A 22,089-nucleotide genomic window follows, 5' to 3' on the forward strand; every position below is an offset into this window, starting at 1 on the left:
GTCAAGTGCGGGTTCTGCGTACTGCCGTCCCCCGGCCGGAGCAGCCTGATCCGGGGGGCCGGACCCTCCCCTGTGTGTCCGGCGTGCCCGGGTCCCGACAGACCGGGTCGCAGTGCACGTGAGTCCGTTCCCACCGAGGAGACGTCGCCGTGAACAACCCGCAACCGATGCCGCGCGCCGCGCGCCTGCAGCGCGTCGACAGCCAGGAACGTTCGTTCGCCCTCGCGCAGCCGGGCGATCCGCTGCTCGGCAGCTTCCAGGACCTGCCGGGCACCTGGAGCGGCAAGGGCACCGGCTGGAACCTCATCGCCCTGCCGTTCGCGCAGGGGGACAGCGGTTTCCGGCTCCTGATGAACCAGTACAACGAGCAGCTCACCTTCTCGCTGGTCGACAAGGGGGTCCCGAACCGCGGGATCGGCGGGCCGGATCCCGACCAGAAGCTGGTGGCCCTGGACTACGAGCAGCTGATCAAACAGGTCGCGGTGGAGGACGAGCCGGCCAGCGACCTGCGCGGCGCCGTGAACCCGCCCGCCGGCATCCACCACGAGCCCGGCCTGTTCCTGGACCTGCTCAACCACACCGACGGCGGGCCCACCATCGCGCGGCTCGCCACCATCCCGCACGGCGACTCGGTCACCGCGCTGGGCAACGCCACCCAGGTCGACGGCCCGCCCACGATCCCGTTCATCGACGCCCGGCCGATCGGTGCGCCGACCGACCCGAGCGAGCGGGAGAAGTACCTGGCGCCCTACGACTTCTTCATCACCAACCCCTTCAAGGGGACGGTCGCCGCGGCCGGCTTCCCCGGGTTCAGCCCGGTCGGGGCGCAGGCCCTGCTGGAGCTGGCGATCCAGGGTGAGGAGATCACCCGCACGACCCAGCTCGAGTTCGCCAGCACGGACGTCGTCGGCGGGATCAGCAACATCCCGTTCGTGGTCAAGCAGGCGAACGCGGCGACCATGCGCTCGTTCTTCTGGATCGAGGAGCGCCCGAACAAGCCGCTGCAGCTGCAGTACCTGCAGATCGTGGTGCTGGAGTTCTTCGGCCGCAAGGACGGGATGCCCGGCCGGATCGAGTGGCCGCACGTCAGCATCAACACCCTGGAGAAGATCTCCGACGAGGCCGTGGCGGACCCGGACTTCTGATCCGCCGGCCGGGTGCCCGTGCCGTCACGGGTGCTCGGCCGCGCACACCGAGAGAGGGGGCGCGTGATGGCGCGCACGTCGAAGGACGCCGGCGGGAAACCGTTGTGCGGCAACATTCATCGTCCGGTGCCGCAGCTGCCCGCCGCGGTGGCGGGCGATCCGGGCCGCGCGGCCGCGATCATCGGGGCGAAGGGCAAGTGGGCCAACCGGACCGTCCTGCACTACAGCTTCTTCACCAAGGGGCACTACGCGATCCCGAAGAAGCAGGCCGACGCGGTGCGGGCCGCGTTCGCCGAGTGGAAGGGGGTGGGCATCGGGCTGGACTTCGTCGAGGTGCCGAAGCTCGCGGAGGCCGAGGTCCGGATCGGGTTCTCGCTCGCCGACGGGAGCTCCGCGTCCAACGTCGGCCGGGAGATCCTGATGGTCCCGGTGACCGAACCGACCACCGTGTACGGCTGGGACCTGACCACGCCCTACGGGCACGGGACCGCGCTGCACGAGCTCGGGCACGTCCTGGGCATGGAGCACGAGCACCAGAACCCCAACGCCGGCATCGTCTGGCACGAGGAGGCGGTCTACGCGGAGCTCGGCGGGCCGCCGAACAACTGGACCCGCGACACCACGTTCCACAACATCCTGGCGAAGCTCCCGCCGAGCCAGGTGCAGGGCTCGACGTGGGACAAGGACTCGATCATGGAGTACGAGTTCGGGCCCGGCCTGATCGACCTCCCCGAGGAGTTCGACGTCCGGGGCCTGACCCCGCCCGGAACGCTCTCCGCGGCGGACAAGGAGTGGGCCGTGAAGTGGTATCCGGGGGCGGCGGCCGAGCCCAAGCGGCTCGACTCCTTCCAGGCGGCGCCGGCCAGGCTCGCGGCGGGGGAGCAGGCGGACTTCGTGCTGAAGCCCGAGGAGTCCCGCAAGTACCGGATCGAGACGACCGGGGCCTCGGACGCGTTGCTCCTGCTGTTCGAGATGATCGACGGCGAGCCGCGCTACCTGTCCGGTGACGACGACAGCGCGCAGGACCGGCACGCGGCGATCGAGCACAAGCTGTTCGCCGGCCGGACCTACGTCGCGCGGCTGCGGGTCGTGCATCCGGGCACGTCCGGGACGACGTCGGTGCAGTACAGCTGATCCGGCGGGCGGCTCGTGCCCGGGCCGCCCGTCAGGCAGGCCGTCGTACGGTGACCGGCGTGGATCTCGAGTTCAGCGCCGACGTCTGGGAATGGCGGGGGCCGGCCCCGTTCTACTGGCTGCGCCTGCCCGAGGAGGGGTGCGATCTCGTGCGGGCCGAGGCCGCGGCCGCCTCGTACGGCTGGGGCGCGATCCCGGTGCGGGCGCGGATCGGCGGCACCGAGTGGGAGACCTCGTTGCTGCCCAAGGACGGTGGCTACGTGCTGCCGCTCAAGGTCGCGGTCCGCAGGGCCGAGGGGATCGGCGAGGACGACACGGTGGACGTCGCCGTGGCGATCGCGCCGCGGGACGGGCGGGCGGCCAACGGGACCGGCCCGGCCTGCTGAGCCGCGCCGCAGCTCGGGCCACCCGAGTGGCGGGGGTCAGGTCTGGCGACGGAAGCGGACCACGCCGGCGTCGAGATCCACCGTGGTGCGGGGCGGGGCGCCGGACTCCTCGTCGTCCGCGAGCAGGGACTGCGAGTGCCGGGCGGCGAGCTCGGCGCGCTTGGCGCCGTTCAGTGCGGCGTCGACCTCCTCGAACCCGGTGGCCGACAAGGGCGAGCTCCCGCCGGAGCCGCGGCCGCGGCCCAGCCGCTCGATCGTCGCGAGCAGGATCAGCAGGCAGACCAGGCCCGGCAGCGACAGCGCGAACAGCAGGCCCATGCGAGCATCATCCCGTTCCGCCCGATCCGGTGTCGAGCCCCGGTAACCTGCCCGCGTGGCGGACGCGGAGGACGTGCGGCGGATCGCGCTGGGGCTCTCGGGCGTGGTGGAGATCGAGAGCGACGGGTTCGACTTCCGCGTGGGCGGCAGGGGTTTCGTGTGGTCCTATCCGGAGCGGATCCCCGGGCAACGGCGGACGATCCGGACCGACGTCGCCGTCGTCTACGTCGGCGACGAGGCGGAGAAGCAGGCCCTGCTGCTCGGCGAACCCGAGCTGTTCTTCACCGCGCCCGGCTACGACGGGGTCCCGCTCGTCATGCTGCGGCTGCCCGAGGTGGGCGTCGCCCGGCTCGGTGAGCTGCTGCTCGACGCCTGGCGGATGCGCAGCGAGGGAACCCTGGACCCCGCAGCCCCGGAATCGGGGTGACCGCCCGATTCCGGCGGGCGTTACCCGACGCGGCGATCTCGCCCGCGTCACGTCGCCGGGGCACGCTGAACCCGTGCCCGACGACGTCACGAACCTTCCCGGTCTGACCGGCCGCCCGGCCTCGGCCGGCCCGCCCCGCTTCCGTGCCCCGACCCTCGCGGAGCTCGATCCCGACCAGGCCGCGGTGCACCGCGCGATCGCCGACGGCCCGCGGCGCGCCCAGACCCGCGTCCCCCTCGCCGACGACGAGGGGCGGCTTCGCGGTCCGTTCGGCCCGATGCTGCTCACGCCCCGGATCGGGGGTGCGGTGCAGCAGGTGGGGGCGGCGCTGCGGACCGATCCCGATCTCCCGCCGCGGATGCGGGAGCTGGCGATCCTCGCCGTCGCGGCCTCCGCCGACTCCCGGTTCGAGTGGAGCGCCCACGAGCCCGCCGCGCTGGCCGCCGGCGCCACGGCCGAGCAGCTGCAGGCGCTGCTCGACGAGGCCGAGCCGCCCGGTCTGGACGAGCGGGAGGCGCTGGCCGTCGCGACGGTCCGCCGGCTGCGGGCGGACGGGACCCTCGACGACGGGCGCTACGCGGAGGCCCGGGAGGTCCTCGGCGACGCGACGCTCGCGGCGCTGGTCTGGCTCACCGGCTACTACGCGATGCTCGCGATCGCGCTCGGTACCTTCCGGCCGGAGGGCACCTGACGTCGCAGGCGTGTGTTTCGGCCTACCGAAAGTGCCGACTCGCGGGAGGTGGGGGCCGGGGCGGGATGGGCTGGTCGAGGGTCAGCGGTAGGCGGGGGCGCGGCGGGGCGTGTCGCGGTGGGTCGACCGGAGGAGGGGGAGGGTTCTCGGGGCGACCACGTCGGACAGCACGATCACGCTGGTGGAGCGGGTGATCATGGGGAAGCGGTCCAGGGCGAGGAGGGTCCGCTGGAGGTCCTCGTGCGACGACGCGGCGAGGCGGCAGAGGACGTCCGACGAGCCGGTGGTCGCGTAGGCCTCGAGGACCGCCGGGTGGGCCTCCAGCTCCGTGGTGACCTCGTCGAGGGCACCCTGGGCGATCTCCAGGCTGACGAAGGCGTGGACGCCGTAGCCCGCCGCGACCAGGTCGACGTCCGGGCCGTGGCCGGTGAGGACGCCGTCGCGTTCCAGGCGGTCGAGGCGGGCCTGGACCGTGCCCCGGGCGACGCCGAGGAGGCGGGACAGCTCCAGGACCCCCACGCGGGGGTGGTCACGGAGGGCTTCCAGCAGGTCGACGTCGAGGGCATCCATGTGGGCGGAATGTACAGCAGGACTGGCCACCAACTGCCCGATCTGGTCAGTAAGTTCGGCTGCTCGAGGGTCGGTTGCGCAGCAGGCTCACACGAGGTCTCCTGCATTCACCGGACCGACCGAGGAGGCCGCCATGACCCTCTCCATCGACGAGCTGACCGCCGCCGAGCGCGCCGCCGACCTGGATCCCGAGCGCCTGCGCCGGTTGATCGGGCTGGTCGAGCACGACACCGCCGCCGATCCCTTCCCCGTGACCGGCTGGGACGCCGTCGTGTGGACGGTCGGCAACGCCACCCAGACCTCGCTGTTCCTGCAGACCGTGTTCGGCATGCGGCTCACGGCCTACTCCGGGCCCGAGACCGGCAACCGCGACCATCGCGCGTACGTGCTGCAGGCCGGCGCCGTCCGGTTCGTGGTGCGCGGCGGCGTCGACCCGGCGAGCGCGCTGCACGACCACCACCGCACACACGGCGACGGGGTCAGCGACGTCGCGCTCGAGGTCCCGGACGTCGACCGGTGCATCGCGCACGCCCGCGCGCAGGGGGCGACGATCCTCGACGAGCCCCACGACGTGTCCGACGAGCACGGGACGGTCCGCCTCGCCGCGATCGCCACGTACGGCCGGACCCGGCACACCCTCGTCGACCGGTCCCGCTACACCGGCCCCTACCTGCCTGGGTTCACCGCGCGGCTGGGCACGCCGCGCACGCCTGTGTTCGAGGCGCTCGACCACGTCGTCGGCAACGTCGAGCTCGGCCGCATGGACTCCTGGGTCGACTTCTACGGCCGTGTGATGGGCTTCCGGAACATGGCCGAGTTCGTGGGCGACGACATCGCGACGAACTACTCCGCGCTGATGAGCAAGGTCGTGGCCAGCGGCGACCACCGCGTGAAGTTCCCGCTCAACGAGCCCGCGCCCGGCCGCAAGCGCAGCCAGATCGACGAGTTCCTCGACTTCCACGCCGGCCCCGGCGTGCAGCACCTGGCCCTGGCCTGCGACGACATCTGCCACGCGGTCGACGTGCTGGCCGAGCGCGGCGTCGAGTTCCTCGCGACCCCGGACAGCTACTACTCCGATCCCGAGCTGCGCGCCCGGATCGGCGAGGTCCGCGTGCCGATCGAGGAGCTGCAGAGCCGCGGGATCCTCGTCGACCGGGACGAGGACGGCTACCTGCTGCAGATCTTCACCGCGCCGCTGGGCGACCGGCCGACCGTGTTCTTCGAGCTGATCGAGCGGCACGGCTCGCTGGGCTTCGGGAAGGGCAACTTCAAGGCGCTGTTCGAGGCGATCGAGCGCGAGCAGGAGCGGCGGGGAAACAGCTGAGCAACAGCTGCGACTGCTAGTGCTTCCGGATCACCCGCTCCGGGGATCCGGCCCTCCACACCGTCACGTCCATGTGGCCGTCGCCGACCTCGACGGCGGCCGCACCGACGGGCAGCGCCTCGAAGCAGGGCTTCATCTCCTGCCCGCGCAGGTCCATGCCGGTCTCGTCGAAGAGGTCCTGCAGCAGGCCCTCGTGCAGGCGCGGCTCCTGGACGTCGACGACGGTGCCCCAGATCTTGGCGTCGCCGTCGGACACCTGGGTGTCGACGGTGGCGGTGTGGAGGGTGAACCGCGGATCGCGCAGGAGGTCGCGGAACTTGGCGGTGTCGGGCATCCCGGCGACCCACAGCCGGTCTTCGAAGAACCGCGGCTCCATGGGGCTGATCCGCGGGAAACCGTCCTCGCGCAGGGTGCCGAGCATGCACAGGTTGCCCGCGGCGCGGTGACGGCGGCGGAAGATCTCGGCGATGCGGGGGGCCTCGGTGGCGAACTCGGACCAGGTGCTCATGCCCGAGAGCGTCCCGGACGTCCCTGTCATCCGCTGTCAGGGAAGTCGCCGTTACGTGATCGTGATGTCGGGTCGCAATCCCCGGCGGGGGTGCGTCCGTAGGACGGTCATGACGGCTGTCGACCCCGACCGCAGCACCACCACCACGCTCAACGCGGTCCGCGTCCTCGCGACCCTGTCCGTCCTGTGCATCGTGTGCCAGGGCATCACGGCCGGGGCACTGCTCTCGCCGGGCGGCGGAGGCCTGGCGGTGCACCAGATCGGCGCGATCGTGCTGCACGTGCTCACCGGGCTGACGCTGATCGCGGCGTTCCTGTACCGGCGGGCCCGCGGCGGGGCGTGGTGGCCGGTGGTGCTGGCCGGGGTCGTGTTCGTGGTGACCTTCCTGCAGGCGCTCGCGGGCGACAACGGCAACCTGATGGTGCACGTCCCGCTCGCGCTGGCCCTGCTGGTCGGCGCGGTGTGGGTGGCCGCCTGGTCGTTCGCCCGCAGGTAGGCGCCCGTATCCTGGGACCCGCCGCCGCAGGTGCGCGTGGCGGGAGGAGCGTGTGGTGAGCCAGGGCGTCGACCGGAGCGAGAGTCCCGCGGCAGGATCGGCGGGGTCGTCATCGGGGATCCTCGCCGAGGCGCAGCGGCGCCGCTCGTTCGCCGTCATCAGCCACCCGGACGCGGGCAAGTCCACGCTCACCGAGGCACTCGCGCTGCACGCCCAGGTCATCGACTCGGCCGGCGCGGTGCACGGCAAGTCCGGCCGCCGCGGGGTCACGAGCGACTGGATGGAGATGGAGCGCCAGCGCGGCATCTCCGTGTCGTCCGCGGTGCTGCAGTTCTCCTACCGCGACGCCGTGATCAACCTGCTCGACACGCCGGGCCACGGTGACTTCTCCGAGGACACCTACCGCGTCCTCGCCGCGGTCGACGCGGCCGTCATGCTGCTCGACGCCGCGAAGGGCCTCGAGCCGCAGACCCTCAAGCTGTTCGACGTCTGCCGCTCCCGCAAGATCCCGGTCCTCACCTTCGTCAACAAGTGGGACCGGCCCGGTCGCGAACCGCTCGAGCTGCTCGACGAGGTGGAGCAGCGGATCGGGCTGCGCCCCATGCCGCTGACCTGGCCGCTCGGGATCGCGGGCGAGCTGAAGGGCCTGATCGAGGTCGCCACCGGGGAGTACACGAAGTTCACCCGGGCCGCCGGCGGGGCAACCCGGGCGAGCGCCGAGGTCGTGGCCCCGGAGGTCGTCGCCGCGGACGAGCCCCAGTTCTGGTCCACCGCGCAGGACGAGATCGCCCTGCTCGAGGAGATCGGCGCGCAGTTCGACGAGAAGGAGTTCCTCGCCGGCACGGCCACCCCCGTGCTGTTCGGGGCCGCGCTGTCGAACATCGGCGTCGCCCGGCTGCTCGACGCCCTCGTGGACCTGGCGCCGCCGCCGTCGGAAAGGGAGGACGCGGAGGGTCGCCCGCGCGCCCTCGACACCCCGCTCTCCGGCCTGATCTTCAAGGTGCAGGCCGGTATGGACCGGGCGCACCGGGACCGGATGGCCTTCCTGCGCATCAACTCCGGGCGCTTCGAGCGCGGGATGGTGCTCACCCACGCGGCCACCGGCAAGCCCTTCGCCACCAAGTACGCCCAGGCGGTGTTCGGCAACCAGCGCACGACGGTCGAGGAGGCCTTCCCCGGCGACATCGTCGGCCTGGTCAACGCCAACGCCCTGCGGCCGGGGGACACGCTCTACGCCTCCGGGCCGATCGAGTACCCGGCCATCCCGAGCTTCGCCCCCGAGCACTTCTCCGTGGCCCGCTGTGCGGACGCGGGCAAGACCAAGCAGTTCCGCAAGGGGATCGAGCAGCTCGACGGCGAGGGTGTGATCCAGGTGCTGCGCTCGGACCGGCGCGGCGACCAGGCGCCGGTGCTGGCCGCCGTCGGGCCCCTGCAGTTCGACGTCGTGGCGGCGCGGATGGAGTCCGAGTTCAACGCGCCGATCCGGCTCGAGGGCCTGCCTTACCAGATCGCGCGGGTCACGGACGAGGCCGGCGAGGCGGCGCTGTCGTCGCAGTCGGAGTGCGAGGTCCTGACCCGCAGCGACGGCGTGAAGCTGGCCGTGTTCAGCAACAAGTGGCGGATGGACGTCGTGATCCGCAAGTTCCCGGACGTCACCTTCGCCCCGCTGCTCGCCGGGACCGTGACCGATTGACTTTCGATAGCTAGTGATCGATACTCGATCCATGAGCACAGTGCATCGGGCCGCGGTCGTGCCCTTGCGGATCTTCCTCGTGGTGTTGTTCGGGATCCTCGTCGTGTTCGAGACGCTCTCGCTGCCGGGCGGGATCGCCTACCAGACGGCGCAGAACCCGAACGACGCGCCGCTGCGCTGGCCGTTGACGGCGATCGCCGTGTTCTGGGTGGTGTGCGTGCAGGTGGTGCTGGTGTGCACCTGGAAGCTGCTGGGCATGGTCTCGAAGGACCGGATCTTCACGCGGGCGGCGCTGCGCTGGGTGGACGTGATCATCGGCGCGGTGGCGGCGGGCTGGCTGGTGCTGGCGAGCATCGCGATCTGGGTGGTGCTGCAGGCCGACGATCCCGGGATGCCGATGGTGCTGTTCCTCCTGACCGTCGGCGTGGCGGTGTTCGGGCTGCTGCTGGTGGTCATGCGGGCGCTGCTCCAGCAGGCCACGACGCTGCGCAGCGACCTGGAGGCGGTCATCTGATGGCGATCGTCGTGCGGATCGACGTGGAGCTGGCCAGGCGGAAGATGAGCGTGGGGGAGTTCGCCGAGCAGGTCGGGCTGACCCCGGCCAACGTCGCGGTCCTGAAGAACGGGCGGGCCAAGGCGGTGCGGTTCGCGACCCTCGAGGCGATGTGCCGGGTGCTGGAGTGCCAGCCCGGCGACCTGCTCGAGTACGTGCCGGACGAGTCGCTGGTTCAGAGGTAGCCGCTGGCCGAGGCGGCCGCCGTCAGGGCCCCCACCAGTGCGGCGATGATGACGCCGACGACGAGCCCGATCGTCGCCCAGGTCCTCGCCAGGTGCGAGGCCTCCTGGGCGCCGTGCAGGTCGCCGCGGTCGAAGCGGCGGTCGGTCTGGTACGCGAAGTACAGCGCGACGCCGCCGCAGATCCCGGAGAGCAGGAAGGCCACGAACGCCAGGCCCCAGTGCGGCTTCGGCTGGGTGACCGCCGCCGGGTGGGCGAACGCGGTGGGCGGCGGGTAGGCGGGGACGCCGACGGGCGGCGGGGCGAAGGTCGGGTTGTCGGTCATGGGGTTCCTTCGTCCGTGGGGCGCGGGAGGCGCGGGGTCACGGGCGCAATGCTGCTCGTCGCCGGGCTCGCGGACGAGGGGGCGCACACGAGACCTGACGGGGGCTATCCCTACCAGCCCTCGTGAGTGGCAATAGTCGCTATGGCGACGATTGCCACTCACAGGGTGTGGGCGGCGAGGGTGTCGGCGAAGGAGTCCAGCGCCTCCAGGGCGGCGGCGGAGTCCCGGTCGACGAGCCAGGCGAGCGTCACCCCGTCCGTCACGGCGACCATCATCCGGGCGAGCCGGGGGAGCGGGAGCGTCCAGGTCACGGCGCAGGTCTCGGCGATCAGCTCCAGCGCCGCCCGGGCCGTGCGGTGGTACGCCTCGTACTGGCGGACCGCGATCTGCTCCAGGCCGGGCTCGTGCAGGGCGTGCTGGGTGAGCGCCATCAGCACCGGCTCGCGCTGCGGCTCCTCCTGCACGGTCGACCAGTAGGCGCGCAGGACCGCCCGCAGCGAGCTCCGCACGTCCGGTCCCAGCTCCACCCGCGACGGGTCGAAGAGCGCGCTCATGGTCTGCTCGGTCAGCTCGGCGAGGAGCTCCTGCTTGGACGCGAAGCAGTAGTGGAAGATCGCGAGCGGCGCGCCGGCCTCGGCGCAGACCGCGCGGGTGGTCAGGGCGCCGAACCCGTCCCGCGCGGCGACCCGGAAGGCGGCCTCGACGAGCTGGCGGCGGCGTTCGGTGGCCGGTACCCGCGGCATCGCCACCCCCTTCTTGGTCGCTCGACCCGGACGCTTGACACAGTGTGGTCCAGGTCGCACCCTACCGACCAGTGACTGAGACGACCGAGAGCTTCGGCTACCGCGAGCGGTTCCCCCGGGTGCTGCGCCGCTTCGCCCTGTTCGCCATCGCGTTCTCGATCGTCTCGATCACGACCGGGATCTTCGTGAACTACTCCTACGGGCTCACGCAGCTGGGCCCGTCGTCCGTGTGGCTCTGGCCGGTCGCGGCGGTGGGGCAGTTCCTGGTGGTCCTGGTGCTGGCCGAGCTCGCCGGACGGATCCCCCTGGCGGGCGCGAACTACCAGTGGGCCGCGCGGCTGGTCGGCACCCGGTTCGGATACCTCGTCGGCGCGCTCGGCGTGCTCTACGGCGCGGTCGGGCTCCCCGGGATCGCGCTGCTGGGGCTCGCCCCGCTCGCCGCCGAGGTGTTCGGGCTGGACTCCGCCGACGCCCGGCTCACGGTGTTCATCGCGGTGGTGGCGCTGGTGGTGGCCTACGGGATCAACATCGTCCGGGTGCAGCTCGCGGCCCGGGTGAACAACGTCGCGGTGTTCGCGGAGATCCTCGGGACGGTCGTGCTCAGCGTCGTCGTGTTCGTCGCCTGGGTACGGGGTGGGTCGGGCACACCGCAGCCGCACGGGGCCGGGTTCCTGTTCACCTCCGCGACCGACCAGCCGCTCGCGGCGGCGATCGTCGGCGGGGCCCTGACCGGCATCTTCACCCTCGTCGGGTTCGAGGCGGCGGCGGACATGGCGGAGGAGGCCGTCGACGCCCGCCGAGCGGTACCGCGGGCGATGATCCTGTCCGTGGTGGTGTCCGGCGTGCTCGGGATGGCGGCCCTGGTCGGCTTCACCCTCGCCATCCCGGACCTGTCGGCGATCCAGGCCTCGCCCGTCCCGTTGGCGGACATCGCCGCGTACTGGCTCGGCCCGGTGCTCACCCGGATCTTCCTCGCCGTCGTGGTGTTCTCGATGTTCGCGCTGGTCGTGGTGGCCGCGGCCTCGAACTCTCGGCTGATCTTCGCGATGGCGCGCGACGGGCTGCTGCCCGTCTCGGCCTGGCTGCGGCGGGTCAACCCGGCAACCGGCACCCCCATCCCGGCACTGGTCGCCTCGCTGGTCGTCTGCCTGCTGCTGCTCGCCTACGGGACCCTCGACGGGGACGCGTTCGGGGTGCTGGTGGGGGCCACCGCGCTCGTCCCGTATCTGGTCTACCTGCTGACGCTCGGGGGTTACCTGGCCCGGCGGAAGGCGCTGCCGGGGGAGACCGGGTTCTCAATCGGCCGCTTCGCCGTCCCGGTCGCGGTCCTGGCGCTGGTGTGGCTGGTCGCGGTGGTCGCCGCGCTGACGCTCCCGGACGCGTTCCGGGGCGCGGACTACGTCGTGCTCGGCGCCCTGGCGCTCGCCGGGATCTGGTACGTCCTGGTGCTGCGGCACCGGCTGAGGGCCGGGACGGCGGGGGTGGGCTCGTGAGCTGGGCGAACTGGGCCGGCAACCAGCGGACCGACCCTCGACGGACCGTCGTGGCGCGGGACGCGGGCGAGGTCGCCGAGGCGGTGAAGGCCGCCGCGCGCGACGGGCTGCGGGTCAAGGCGCTCGGCACCGGGCACTCGTTCACGGGGATCGCGGTGGCCGACGACGTGGCGGTCCGCCCGCCCGCCGCCCCGGTGATCACGCTCGACGGTGCCCTCGCGACGGTTCCCGCGGGCCTGCCGCTGCACCGGCTGAACGAGCTGCTCTGGGAGCGCGGCCGAGCCCTGCCGAACCTCGGCGACATCGACGCCCAGACGATCGCCGGCGCGATCTCGACCGGCACCCACGGCACCGGCGCCGGGTTCCACGGCATCGCGTCGCAGGTCAGAGCGCTGGAGATGGTGCTCGCGGACGGCACGCTGCTGCGCTGTTCCGCCGACGAGAATCCCGAGATCCTGCGCGCGGCCCGGGTAGGGCTCGGCGCGCTGGGCATCCTCACGAGCCTCACCCTCGAGACCGTCCCGGCGTTCCGGCTGCACGCCGTCGAGCGGGCGGTGCCGCTGGCGCAGGCGTTCGAGCTCCTCGACGGGGCCGAGCACGCCGAGTTCTACTGGTTCCCCCACACCGAGGTGGCCGCGACCAAACGCAACGACCGCACCCACGCGGCCGGGCCGGTACGGGGGCGGGCCGCCGAGTGGATCGGCGACGACCTGCTCGGCAACGGCGCCTTCGGCCTCGCCTGCCGCCTGGGCGCGCGGCTGCCCGGGGCCGTCCCGGGGCTCAACCGGCTGATGGCGGCGCAGATGGCCGCGGCCGAGTACGTCGACCGCTCGTACCGGGTGTTCTGCAGCCCGCGGCGGGTGCGGTTCCTGGAGATGGAGTACGCGGTGCCGCGGGAGGCGCTGCCCGAGGCGTTCGCCGGGCTGCGCGCGGCCGTCGACCGGCACGGGCGCGCCGTCACCTTCCCCGTCGAGGTCCGGGTGACCGGCGCGGACGACATCCCGCTCTCCACGGCGTCCGGGCGGGACACCGCCTACCTCGCGGTGCACGTCTTCCGGGGCAGGCCGCACGAGGCGTACTTCGGGGCGGTCGAGGCGGTGATGACCGCGCTCGGCGGCCGGCCGCACTGGGGCAAGCTGCACACCCGCACCGCGGCCCAGCTGCGGGAGGTCTACCCGGGTTTCGAGGAGTTCGTCGCGCTGCGCGACCGGCTCGATCCCGAGGGACGCTTCCGCAACGCCTATCTCGACCGGGTCCTGGGCGTGCCGGGTGAGGCGGTGTGACGTGTCTCAGAAAACGACACTTCCTTGCCTGATAGAGGGACCCGGGCGATACCGTTAGACATGGCTAACGCGAGGCCGGTCGTTCGGCAGGTCCGGGTGCTCGACCGGAGCTGCCTGGTCCCGCCCGGCCGGGACCGCGGTTCCCTCGCGGCGCCGCCGGCCCGCCTCCCCGTCGCGTTCGTCGCCACGGCCGCGGCCCTCATGGTCGTGCTGGCCGTGGGCGTGATCGTCAGCGCCACGCTGGGCGCCCCGGTCGCCGTCACCCTGGTGCTCGCCGCGGCCGCTCTCGCGGTCCGCCCGGTCGCCGTCCTGGTGCACCGCCGCCGCTGATCCGGCCCTCGGCCACACCGGCACACCCGTTCGGGTGATCGCCGAACCCTGCGTGACGACTGTCAACGAGACCGTCACGGCGTCGCAACCCGTTCGGGCGTGCAACCGCACAGGCTGAACCGTCGGGGTCGACGCGAAGGGGATCAAGCATGAGTGGGAACGCCGCGCGGTTGCAGGCGATCAAGGACGTCGAGGCCTACGTGCCGCCCGCCGTCAGCTTCGTGGCCGGGGAAGCCCCCGGGGAGATCTTCGGTGCGAACGTCTTCAGCAAGTCGGTCATGCAGAAGCGGCTGCCGAAGACCGTGTACAAGTCGGTGATCAGCACCATCGAGAAGGGCACGCCGCTGGACCCGGTGGTGGCCGACGCGGTCGCCTCGGCGATGAAGGACTGGGCCCTGGAGAAGGGGGCGACGCACTACGCGCACGTCTTCTACCCGCTGACCCACGCCACCGCCGAGAAGCACGACAGCTTCCTCGAGCCCACCAGCGACGGCACCGCCCTCGCCGAGTTCGCGGGCAAGACGCTGATCCAGGGCGAGCCGGACGCGTCGAGCTTCCCGAACGGCGGCCTGCGCAACACGTTCGAGGCCCGCGGCTACACCGGCTGGGACGTCACCAGCCCGGCGTACGTGCTGGAGAACCCCAACGGCAACACCCTCTGCATCCCGACGGTCTTCGTCTCGATGACGGGGGAGGCCCTGGACCACAAGACCCCGCTGCTGCGCAGCCAGCAGGCGATGGGCCGGCAGGCCGAGCGGATCCTCAAGCTGTTCGGGCACGAGAGCCCCGAGCACGTGGTGAGCTTCTGCGGGCCGGAGCAGGAGTACTTCCTGATCGACCGGCACTTCTTCGTGGCCCGCCCGGACCTGCTCGGCGCCGGCCGCACGCTCTTCGGGGCCAAGCCGCCCAAGGGCCAGGAGTTCGACGACCACTACTTCGGCGCCATCCCCGAGCGCGTCCTGGGCTTCATGATGGACACCGAGCGGGAGCTGTTCAAGCTCGGCATCCCGGCCAAGACCCGGCACAACGAGGTCGCGCCCGGCCAGTTCGAGATCGCGCCGATGTTCGAGCGCGGCAACGTCGCGAGCGACCACCAGCAGCTGCTGATGACCACGTTCAAGACGATCGCCAAGAAGCACGGCCTGGAGATCCTCTTCCACGAGAAGCCCTTCGCCGGCGTCAACGGCTCGGGCAAGCACGTCAACTGGTCGCTGGGCAACTCCGAGCTCGGCTCGCTGCTGGTCCCGGGCGACACGCCGCACGAGAACGCCCAGTTCCTGGTGTTCTGCGCGGCCGTCATCCGGGCGGTGCACAAGTACTCCGGGCTGCTCCGGGCCTCGGTCGCGAGCGCCACCAACGACCACCGGCTCGGCGCCAACGAGGCCCCGCCCGCGATCATCTCGATCTTCCTCGGCGACCAGCTCGCGGACGTCTTCGAGCAGATCGCGGAGGGCGACCTGTCCGGGTCGAAGGGCAAGGGCGCCATGCAGATCGGCGTCGACACGCTGCCGGTGCTGCCGACCGACCCCGGCGACCGCAACCGCACCAGCCCGTTCGCCTTCACCGGCAACCGGTTCGAGTTCCGGGCCCCGGGCTCGATGCAGACGGTCGCGGCCCCGATCGTCACCATCAACACGATCATGGCGGACTCGCTGGACCACTGCGCGACCATCCTCGAGGCCGCGGAGGGCGACTTCGACGCGGCGGTGCAGGCGCTGCTGAAGGACATCATCACCGAGCACGGCGCGGTCATCTTCAACGGCGACGGCTACTCGGAGAAGTGGCAGATCGAGGCCGCCGAGCGGGGCCTGCCGAACCTGCGCACCACCATCGACGCCGTGCCGGAGCTGGTCACCGAGTCGGCGATGGAGCTGTTCGAGCGGTACGGGGTGTTCAACCACCGCGAGATGCACTCCCGCTACGAGATCGCGCTGGAGCAGTACGCGCTCACGGTCGGCGTCGAGGCCAAGCTGACCGCCGAGATCGGCGCGACGCAGATCGTCCCGGCCGCGGTGCGCTACCAGACCGAGCTCGCGCAGAACATCGCGACGCTGAAGGCCGCGGGCGTCGAGGCGGACGTCACGGCGCTCGAGGAGGTCACCGCCCCGCTGACGGCGCTGCGGGCGGCGCTGGTCACCCTCAAGGCCGAGCTGGCCGACGAGGCGGCCGAGACCGCGGTGGGCGAGGCGGAGCACGCCGCGGCGAAGCTCCTCCCGGCGATGACCGCGGTCCGCGAGGCCGCGGACGCGCTCGAGGGCGTGGTGGCGGACGACCTGTGGCCGCTCCCGACCTACCAGGAGATGCTCTTCATCCTGTGACCGCCACCGGGGTGGCCCCTGTGTCGGTGCACGGCACTGGGGCCACCCCAGTAGCGTCGTCGCGTGGCCCGGAGATCTCGCAGCACCAAGACCCAGCCCGATCCGCCGGACCTCCCGCCGCGGTTCGACGCCGCCCCCGGGCCCCCCGCCGACGGTGACCTCTGGGACGGCGTCGAGGCCGGTCCGGGGATCGTCTTCCCCGAGCACGTCGCGGACCTGCGGCTGCACGAGTGCCGGATCCGCGGCGTCGACCTCTCGGGGCGCAGCCTCGGCGGCCTGCACTGCCGGGACACCGAGTTCGTCAACTGCGACCTCTCCGGGGCCCAGCTCGACGACACCGTCTTCCAGCGGGTCACCTTCACCGACTGCCGGCTCACCGGCACCGAGCTCAACGGCGCCGGTCTCACGGACGTCCGGATCTCCGGCTGCCGGGCCGACCTCGTCCGGCTCCGGATGGCCAAGGGCACGTTCCTGCACGTCGAGGACACGACCCTGCGCGGCGCCGATCTCTACCGGTTCACCGCGTCGGGCTGCGCGTTCCTGCGCTGCGACCTGGGGGAGGCGTCGATCGAGGACGCCCGGCTCGCGGGCACGGACCTGCACGGCTCCGGCGTCGACGACCTGCGCGGCCCGCTCGCCCTGCAGGGCTGCCGGATCGGGCCCGAGCAGCTCGTCTCGGTCGGGGCACTGATGCTCGCGGCGATGGGCGTCCAGATCACCGAGCGCTGAGCCCGGTCAGGCGCCGGGTCCGTCCTCCGGGCGCGACCGCTGCCCCTCCTGCAGGATCGCGGAGACCCGCTGCCGGCTCACCCCGAACAGCTTCCCGATCCGGGTGATCGACACGGACTCGCGCTGCAGCGCCATGGCCTCCTGCCGGCGGAAGCGCCCGCCGACGGTGCCGAGGTCGTCGAGCGCCCGGGTGACCGCCTCGACCACCAGCGGACGCTCCTCGTGGGACACGATCTCGTGCCAGCTGCGGCCGGCGTCGCGCAGCTCCTCGAGCTCGACGACCCGCTCACGCGCCCGCGTCAGGTCCGCGATGGTGCGCGCGAGCTGGTCGTCGAGTGCGCGCAGCGCCGACCTCGCGGGGTCGGAGTGGTTCTCGGACACGGACGCCTCTCTCGTCGGCCACCGCCAGGGACCGGACAAGACAACCACATCCGGCGACCACAGTGGTCGGATCGGCGCTCAGCCGCGCAGCGCGGTCAGGGCGTCGGCGACGGGCTTCCACCGCTCCACGTACGCGTCGAGCTCGGGGCCCTCGGCGAACGTCGAGTCGATGAGGTAGAGGCCGGGCAGCGCGCAGGTGCCGCCGATCTCGGAGAGCACGGGCTTGAGCGTGAGGTCCGGGGCCAGGGCGTGGGCCGGACCGGCGCCGAGCATCAGGGGGACGGCGACGACGTCCTTCAGCCCGGTCCCGCCCTCGAACTGGTCCAGGAACAGCTTGAGCAGGCCGGTGTAGGTGGCCTTGAAGGTGGGGCTGGCGAAGACGACCAGCGAGGAGGACTGCACGGTCTTCTTGGCGGCGGCGACGGCCTCGTCCCCCCAGCCGAGCAGGCCGGGGCCGAGCTCGACCAGCTCGATGACGTGGTCGGGCGCGGCGCCGGTCAGCTTCTCGGCGAGCAGCACGCCCGCCTGCGAGGTGCGGCTGGCGGCCTTCGGGTTGCCGACGACGACGGTGACGGTCACGGGGAGCTCCACTCGTGGGCGATGATCGGTTCCCCGCCAGCATCGCATCCGGGGCCGCCCGCCCACACCGCCCACCGATCACACCGGCCCGCTCGTCGACCGCGCTCCCGGCGGGCCACCGGGCTCTCCCGGGGTCCGACACGCCCGGGACCTGCGGCCCGACCAGCCCTGTCGGGTCCGTGATCTTCCCGTGACCCTGTGCGGGAGCGCGTCTCACCCGTTTGAGACCGTGGAGGTGTCCGCCCCCCACCCTCCGACACACGGGAGTAGTCCATGAAGAACCTCGGACGAGCCCTCGGCAAGTTCTCCTCCGGCCTGGTCGACGCGCTCGGCATCCTCGGCGGCTGGAACCGCGGCCGCCGCCGCTGAGAACCGCCCGAAACGGACGGCCCGGTCGCGGTGCGGCCGGGCCGTCCGTCGTCTGTCGGGCCTGCCGTCCTCGCCCGTCCGGCCCAACCCGTGTTACCAGTGCTTTTCCGGCAGTCCCGACCCTTGACAGCGGCACCCCTCGGCCCTCACCGTGTTGCGAGTCGTGCCGATCGTTTCGCAGGACGCACTCATATCCCGGCATCTCCGAGGACGGGCACATGATCTACGCCTGCCAGCTCACCGACCTCCCCCGCGGCGGCTCCCTGCGGCTCGCCGAGCTGCCCGGCAGCCCTCCGGTCGCGGTGTTCCACACCGAGGACGGGGAGCTGTTCGCCGTCGACGACACCTGCACCCACGCCGACGCCTCGCTCGCCGACGGCTTCGTGGAGGGCTGCGCCGTCGAGTGCCCGCTGCACGCGGCGATCTTCGACCTGCGCACCGGCGAGGCGGACGGGCTGATCGCGCGGTACCCGGTGCGCACGCACACCGTCGTCTGCTCCGACGGCGGGGTCTACCTGCAGCTCTCCGAACGGCTGCCGCACCTGCCGCCGCACCGCGCGACCGCCTGATGGGCCCCCGGGTCGTCGTCATCGGCTCCGGGGTGGTCGGGGCCGCGGTCGCGGACGAGCTGACCGAGCGCGGCTGGACGGACGTCACCGTCCTCGACCGGGGCCCCCTCTCCCTGCCCGGCGGGTCGTCCTCGCACGCCCCCGGGCTGGTCTTCCAGGCCAACCCGTCGCGGACCATGGGCCGCTTCGCGCGCTACACCGTGGAGAAGCTGACCTCCCTCGACGGCTGCTTCACCCAGGTCGGCGGCCTCGAGGTGGCGACGACTCCCGAGCGCACGGCCGAGCTGTGGCGCCGGCACGGCTTCCTCTCGTCGATCGGCGTGGAGTCCGCGATCATCGGGCCGGAGGAGTGCGCGGCGCTGCATCCGCTGCTGCCCGCCTCGCACGTCCTCGCGGGCCTGCACATCCCGACCGACGGACTGGCCAAGGCGCCCCGGGCGGTCGAGGCCCAGGCCCAGCGGGCGATCTCCCGGGGCGCGCGGTTCCTCGGCTCGCAGCAGGTCGTCGAGATCCTGCGCAGCGGCTCCCGGGTGACCGGGGTCCGGACGCAGGACGACACCTTCCCGGCGGACCACGTCGTCCAGTGCACCGGCTTCTGGGGCCCGCTGACCGGCGCGCTCGTCGACCTGCCGACCCCGCTGTTGCCGATGGCCCACCAGTTCGCCCGCACCGCACCCGTCCCCGGGCTGGCCGCGGCGCAGGAGGCGACGGCGCCGATCCTGCGCCACCAGGACGCCGACCTCTACTTCCGCGAGTACGGGTCGCGGCTGGGCATCGGGTCCTACGCCCACCGGCCCATCCCGGTCGATCCGGCGAACCTCCCGGCGCACACCGAGATGCCGTCGTCCTTCGACTTCACGCTCGAGGACTGGGAGCCGGCCTACGCCGACGCTCGGAAGCTCCTCCCGGCGCTGGACGGCGTCGAGATCGAGCACGGCTTCAACGGCGTCTTCTCCTTCACCGCGGACGGGATGCCCCTGCTCGGCGAGCACCCCTCGCTGTCCGGGTACTGGGTCGCCGAGGCGGTGTGGGTCACGCACTCCTGCGGCGTCGCGCGGGCCCTCGCGGAGTGGCTGGTCGACGGGCATCCCACGCTCGACGTCCACGCCTGCGACCTCAACCGCTTCAGCGAGGCCCAGCGCTCGCCCGCCTACGTCGAGGCCCGCGCGTCCCGGAACTTCGAGGAGGTCTACGACATCCTCCACCCGCTCGACCCGCCCGCCGGCCCGCGCCCGATGCGGACCTCGCCGTTCTATCCGCGCCATCAGGAGCTCGGCGCGGTGTTCAGCGAGATCGGCGGCTGGGAGCGGCCACTCTGGTTCGCCGCCAACGCACCTTCCCCGGCCCCGGAGCGGGACGGCTGGGCGGCGCGGCACTGGTCACCGGTCGCGGTCACGGAGGCCGTCGCCACCCGTGAGGCCGCGGCGCTCTACGACATGACGCCGCTGACCCGCGTCGAGGTGTCCGGCCCCGGCGCATGCGCTTACCTCGACGCCCTGACCAGCAACAAGCTCGACGTCGCGGTCGGCCGGGTCGTCTACACCCTCATGCTCACGGACGCCGGCGGCGTGCTGAGCGACCTCACCGTGACCCGGCTCGGCGAGGAGCTGTTCCAGGTCGGGGCCAACGGCGAGGTGGACGTCGACCGGTTGCGCCGGCTCGCCCCGGCCGGAGTGTCCGTCCGCGACGTGACGGCCGGGACGTGCGGCCTCGGCCTCTGGGGTCCGCGCGCCCTCGACATCCTCTCCGCGGTGAGCGCGGACGACCTGTCGTTCGGCTACTTCCGCGCCCGCCCGATCCACGTCGGGGCGATTCCGGTGCTGGCGCTGCGCGTGTCCTATGTCGGTGAGCTCGGCTGGGAGCTCTACACCAGTGCCGACCAGGGCCTGGGTCTGTGGGACGGGCTGTGGGCGGCGGGGGAGGAGCACGGCCTGGTCGCCGGCGGCCGGCACGCCTTCACCGCCCTGCGGATCGAGAAGGGCTACCGCGCCAGTGGCCTGGACATGACCAGCGAGGACACCCCCGTCGAGGCCGGCCTGGCGTTCGCGGTGAAGGGCCGCAGCTTCGACGAGCCACGCCGCCGCCTCGTCCCGATCCTGCTCGACGCGGGCGTGGTCCTGGGCGGGGAACCGGTGTACGCCGACGGATCCTGCGCCGGGTATGTCACCAGCGCCGCCTACGGCCCGACGCTCGAGCGGAGCATCGCCTACGCGTGGCTCCCACCTTCGCTGTCCACCCCGGGCACGTCGGTCTCGGTGGAGTACTTCGGGGAACGCCTCCCCGGCACCGTCGCCGCCGAACCGCTCGTCGATCCCGAGGGCAAGCGCCTCAAGCCCCTGTGAGCGCTCCGGCACCGCCCTGCGCCCACACAGTCCGCCCCGCGACTTCTCCGGAGCCGGCATGACCACCCTGGATCCCGCCCCGAGCCTTGTCCCCACGCTCGGCGGGCACTGGTACACCGATCCCGCGATCTTCGCGGCCGAGCAGGAGCACATCGTCGAGGCCGGGTGGGTGTGCGTCGCGCTCGCGGCGGACCTCACCGGGCCCGGCAGCTACCGGACCGTGCAGCTGGGCCGGGAGTCCGTGGTCGTCGTGCGCGGGCGGGACTCGCAGATCCGGGCGTTCTTCAACGTCTGCCGCCACCGCGGCGCCCAGATCTGCACCGAACCCGCAGGCCAGGTGCGCAACAAGCTCCAGTGCCCCTACCACGCGTGGACCTACGACCTCACCGGCACGCTCATCGCCGCCCCCAACCTGACCCGGATGCCGGACGTCGACCGGTTCGCCAACGGCCTCGCGCCCGTCGCCGTCCGGGAGTGGATCGGGTACGTGTGGGCGTGCGTCGCGCCCGATCCGCCCTCCTTCGAGGAGGAGGTGATCGGGGCCGTCGTGACCCGGCTCGGGGACGTCGAGTCGATCGACCACTACGGCGTGGAGAACCTCGCGCTGGGCCGCCGCATCTCCTACGACGTCGCGGCGAACTGGAAGCTGATCGTCGAGAACTTCATGGAGTGCTACCACTGCGCGACGATCCATCCCGAGCTGACGGAGGTCCTCCCGGAGTTCGCCGACGGCTATGCGGCGCAGTACTACGTGGGCCACGGCGCGGCGTTCGGCGCCGGCGTCCAGGGCTTCACCGTGGACGGCTCGGCCGGTCACACCCGCATCCCCGGGGTCTCCGCGGAGCAGGACCGCAGGTACTTCGCCATCACGATCCGCCCCGGCGTCTTCGTGAACCTGGTGCCGGACCACGTGATCGTCCACCGCATGACGCCCGTCGCCCCGGACCGCACCCTGGTGGAGTGCGACTGGCTCTTCCTCTCCGAGGTGGTCGCCTCGGATGCGGACCTCGCCGCGAGCGTGGAGCTCTTCCACCGGGTCAACGCTCAGGACTTCGCCGCCTGCGAACGCACCCAGCCCGCCATGTCCAGCCGCATCTACGCCCGGGGCGGCAACCTCGTCCCGTCCGAGCACCACATCGCCGAGTTCCACGCCTGGGTGGCCGAGCGGGTGAGATGAGCACCAGCGCTCGCGCTGGTCGA

The 22,089-nt window shown here is 72.4% G+C and carries 25 protein-coding genes; 18 read left to right on the forward strand and 7 right to left on the reverse strand.

The window, feature by feature from the left end; translation table 11 throughout:
• Nucleotides 1-149 precede the first annotated feature (149 nt).
• The 3 genes from ABD324_RS25660 (at nucleotide 150) to ABD324_RS25670 (ending at nucleotide 2,665) form a co-directional block, all read left to right on the forward strand.
• Nucleotides 150-1,145, forward strand: coding sequence for a heme-binding protein (locus tag ABD324_RS25660; protein WP_344422245.1), 996 nt, complete (start codon nucleotides 150-152; stop codon nucleotides 1,143-1,145).
• 66 nt (nucleotides 1,146-1,211) lie between these two features.
• Nucleotides 1,212-2,279 (forward strand): zinc metalloprotease, encoded by a 1,068-nt coding sequence (locus tag ABD324_RS25665; RefSeq protein ID WP_344422247.1) that lies wholly within the window; start codon nucleotides 1,212-1,214, stop codon nucleotides 2,277-2,279.
• Between the two features lie 59 nt (nucleotides 2,280-2,338).
• Nucleotides 2,339-2,665, forward strand: a complete 327-nt coding sequence (locus tag ABD324_RS25670; protein WP_344422250.1) for a DUF1905 domain-containing protein — start codon at nucleotides 2,339-2,341, stop codon at nucleotides 2,663-2,665.
• A gap of 36 nt (nucleotides 2,666-2,701) precedes the next feature.
• Here the strand turns inward: ABD324_RS25670 and ABD324_RS25675 are convergent, their stop codons facing one another.
• Nucleotides 2,702-2,983, reverse strand: a complete 282-nt coding sequence (locus ABD324_RS25675) for a DUF6191 domain-containing protein (protein ID WP_344422253.1) — start codon at nucleotides 2,981-2,983, stop codon at nucleotides 2,702-2,704.
• A gap of 55 nt (nucleotides 2,984-3,038) precedes the next feature.
• On the opposite strand from ABD324_RS25675, the gene ABD324_RS25680 reads away from it, so the two are divergent.
• Together ABD324_RS25680 and ABD324_RS25685 are read left to right on the forward strand one after the other, a co-directional pair.
• Nucleotides 3,039-3,410 (forward strand): MmcQ/YjbR family DNA-binding protein, encoded by a 372-nt coding sequence (locus tag ABD324_RS25680; RefSeq protein ID WP_344422256.1) that lies wholly within the window; start codon nucleotides 3,039-3,041, stop codon nucleotides 3,408-3,410.
• A gap of 73 nt (nucleotides 3,411-3,483) precedes the next feature.
• Nucleotides 3,484-4,101, forward strand: coding sequence for a carboxymuconolactone decarboxylase family protein (locus tag ABD324_RS25685; RefSeq protein WP_344422259.1), 618 nt, complete (start codon nucleotides 3,484-3,486; stop codon nucleotides 4,099-4,101).
• Between the two features lie 81 nt (nucleotides 4,102-4,182).
• Here the strand turns inward: ABD324_RS25685 and ABD324_RS25690 are convergent, their stop codons facing one another.
• A complete protein-coding gene (locus ABD324_RS25690; RefSeq protein ID WP_344422261.1) occupies nucleotides 4,183-4,671 on the reverse strand; it encodes an Lrp/AsnC family transcriptional regulator in 489 nt (162 codons plus the stop codon).
• Nucleotides 4,672-4,804: 133 nt separating this feature from the next.
• On the opposite strand from ABD324_RS25690, the gene hppD reads away from it, so the two are divergent.
• Nucleotides 4,805-5,995 (forward strand): 4-hydroxyphenylpyruvate dioxygenase, encoded by a 1,191-nt coding sequence (gene hppD, locus ABD324_RS25695; RefSeq protein ID WP_344422264.1) that lies wholly within the window; start codon nucleotides 4,805-4,807, stop codon nucleotides 5,993-5,995.
• Between the two features lie 16 nt (nucleotides 5,996-6,011).
• On the opposite strand, the gene ABD324_RS25700 is transcribed toward hppD, so the two are convergent.
• Complete coding sequence (locus ABD324_RS25700; protein ID WP_344422267.1) at nucleotides 6,012-6,503, reverse strand: pyridoxamine 5'-phosphate oxidase family protein; 492 nt, start codon at nucleotides 6,501-6,503, stop codon at nucleotides 6,012-6,014.
• 109 nt (nucleotides 6,504-6,612) lie between these two features.
• Here ABD324_RS25700 and ABD324_RS25705 point away from each other — a divergent pair, with 109 nt between their 5' ends.
• Genes ABD324_RS25705 through ABD324_RS25720 form a run of 4 tightly spaced genes read left to right on the forward strand, consistent with a single transcriptional unit; the run spans nucleotide 6,613 to nucleotide 9,430 of the window.
• Nucleotides 6,613-6,999: a hypothetical protein gene (locus tag ABD324_RS25705; RefSeq protein ID WP_344422270.1), complete on the forward strand. Its 387-nt coding sequence runs from the start codon at nucleotides 6,613-6,615 to the stop codon at nucleotides 6,997-6,999.
• Between the two features lie 55 nt (nucleotides 7,000-7,054).
• A complete protein-coding gene (locus tag ABD324_RS25710) occupies nucleotides 7,055-8,692 on the forward strand; it encodes a peptide chain release factor 3 (protein WP_344422273.1) in 1,638 nt (545 codons plus the stop codon).
• 31 nt (nucleotides 8,693-8,723) lie between these two features.
• Nucleotides 8,724-9,206, forward strand: a complete 483-nt coding sequence (locus tag ABD324_RS25715) for a DUF2975 domain-containing protein (protein WP_344422276.1) — start codon at nucleotides 8,724-8,726, stop codon at nucleotides 9,204-9,206.
• Nucleotides 9,206-9,430: a helix-turn-helix domain-containing protein gene (locus tag ABD324_RS25720; protein WP_344422279.1), complete on the forward strand. Its 225-nt coding sequence runs from the start codon at nucleotides 9,206-9,208 to the stop codon at nucleotides 9,428-9,430. The genes ABD324_RS25715 and ABD324_RS25720 overlap by 1 nt, the downstream gene beginning before the upstream one ends.
• Here ABD324_RS25720 and ABD324_RS25725 read toward each other — a convergent pair.
• A complete protein-coding gene (locus ABD324_RS25725) occupies nucleotides 9,421-9,753 on the reverse strand; it encodes a CD225/dispanin family protein (RefSeq protein ID WP_344422282.1) in 333 nt (110 codons plus the stop codon). The two genes, ABD324_RS25720 and ABD324_RS25725, sit on opposite strands and share 10 nt — an antisense overlap.
• Before the next feature lie 158 nt (nucleotides 9,754-9,911).
• Entirely contained in the window at nucleotides 9,912-10,496 is a 585-nt protein-coding gene (locus tag ABD324_RS25730; protein ID WP_344422284.1) for a TetR/AcrR family transcriptional regulator, read from the reverse strand.
• Between the two features lie 71 nt (nucleotides 10,497-10,567).
• Here ABD324_RS25730 and ABD324_RS25735 point away from each other — a divergent pair, with 71 nt between their 5' ends.
• From ABD324_RS25735 to ABD324_RS25755, 5 genes are all read left to right on the forward strand, one after another.
• On the forward strand, nucleotides 10,568-11,989 hold the full coding sequence (locus tag ABD324_RS25735) for an APC family permease (RefSeq protein ID WP_344422288.1): 1,422 nt from the start codon (nucleotides 10,568-10,570) through the stop codon (nucleotides 11,987-11,989).
• Complete coding sequence (locus ABD324_RS25740; protein ID WP_344422291.1) at nucleotides 11,986-13,272, forward strand: D-arabinono-1,4-lactone oxidase; 1,287 nt, start codon at nucleotides 11,986-11,988, stop codon at nucleotides 13,270-13,272. The genes ABD324_RS25735 and ABD324_RS25740 overlap by 4 nt, the downstream gene beginning before the upstream one ends.
• Nucleotides 13,273-13,332: 60 nt before the next feature.
• Entirely contained in the window at nucleotides 13,333-13,602 is a 270-nt protein-coding gene (locus tag ABD324_RS25745) for a hypothetical protein (protein WP_344422294.1), read from the forward strand.
• 149 nt (nucleotides 13,603-13,751) lie between these two features.
• Nucleotides 13,752-15,920 carry a glutamine synthetase III family protein gene (locus ABD324_RS25750; RefSeq protein WP_344422297.1) on the forward strand — a complete coding sequence of 723 codons (2,169 nt, stop codon included), beginning with the start codon at nucleotides 13,752-13,754 and terminating at the stop codon, nucleotides 15,918-15,920.
• Nucleotides 15,921-15,983: 63 nt separating this feature from the next.
• Entirely contained in the window at nucleotides 15,984-16,649 is a 666-nt protein-coding gene (locus tag ABD324_RS25755) for a pentapeptide repeat-containing protein (RefSeq protein WP_344422300.1), read from the forward strand.
• A 6-nt stretch (nucleotides 16,650-16,655) separates the two neighbouring features.
• Here ABD324_RS25755 and ABD324_RS25760 read toward each other — a convergent pair whose 3' ends face one another.
• Together ABD324_RS25760 and ABD324_RS25765 are read right to left on the reverse strand one after the other, a co-directional pair.
• Nucleotides 16,656-17,030, reverse strand: a complete 375-nt coding sequence (locus ABD324_RS25760; protein ID WP_344422303.1) for a hypothetical protein — start codon at nucleotides 17,028-17,030, stop codon at nucleotides 16,656-16,658.
• 78 nt (nucleotides 17,031-17,108) lie between these two features.
• Nucleotides 17,109-17,609 (reverse strand): NADPH-dependent FMN reductase, encoded by a 501-nt coding sequence (locus ABD324_RS25765; RefSeq protein ID WP_344422306.1) that lies wholly within the window; start codon nucleotides 17,607-17,609, stop codon nucleotides 17,109-17,111.
• 587 nt (nucleotides 17,610-18,196) lie between these two features.
• On the opposite strand from ABD324_RS25765, the gene ABD324_RS25770 reads away from it, so the two are divergent.
• The 3 genes from ABD324_RS25770 to ABD324_RS25780 are packed head-to-tail and all read left to right on the forward strand — an operon-like array spanning nucleotide 18,197 to nucleotide 22,066.
• Nucleotides 18,197-18,547 (forward strand): bifunctional 3-phenylpropionate/cinnamic acid dioxygenase ferredoxin subunit, encoded by a 351-nt coding sequence (locus ABD324_RS25770; RefSeq protein WP_344422309.1) that lies wholly within the window; start codon nucleotides 18,197-18,199, stop codon nucleotides 18,545-18,547.
• Nucleotides 18,547-20,889, forward strand: coding sequence for a GcvT family protein (locus ABD324_RS25775; protein ID WP_344422312.1), 2,343 nt, complete (start codon nucleotides 18,547-18,549; stop codon nucleotides 20,887-20,889). Before ABD324_RS25770 ends, ABD324_RS25775 begins: the two co-directional genes overlap by 1 nt.
• Nucleotides 20,890-20,947: 58 nt before the next feature.
• Entirely contained in the window at nucleotides 20,948-22,066 is a 1,119-nt protein-coding gene (locus ABD324_RS25780) for an aromatic ring-hydroxylating oxygenase subunit alpha (protein ID WP_344422316.1), read from the forward strand.
• The last annotated feature ends 23 nt before the right edge of the window (nucleotides 22,067-22,089 follow it).

This window comes from Pseudonocardia ailaonensis, from assembly GCF_039531635.1.
Taxonomy (GTDB): domain Bacteria; phylum Actinomycetota; class Actinomycetes; order Mycobacteriales; family Pseudonocardiaceae; genus Pseudonocardia; species Pseudonocardia ailaonensis.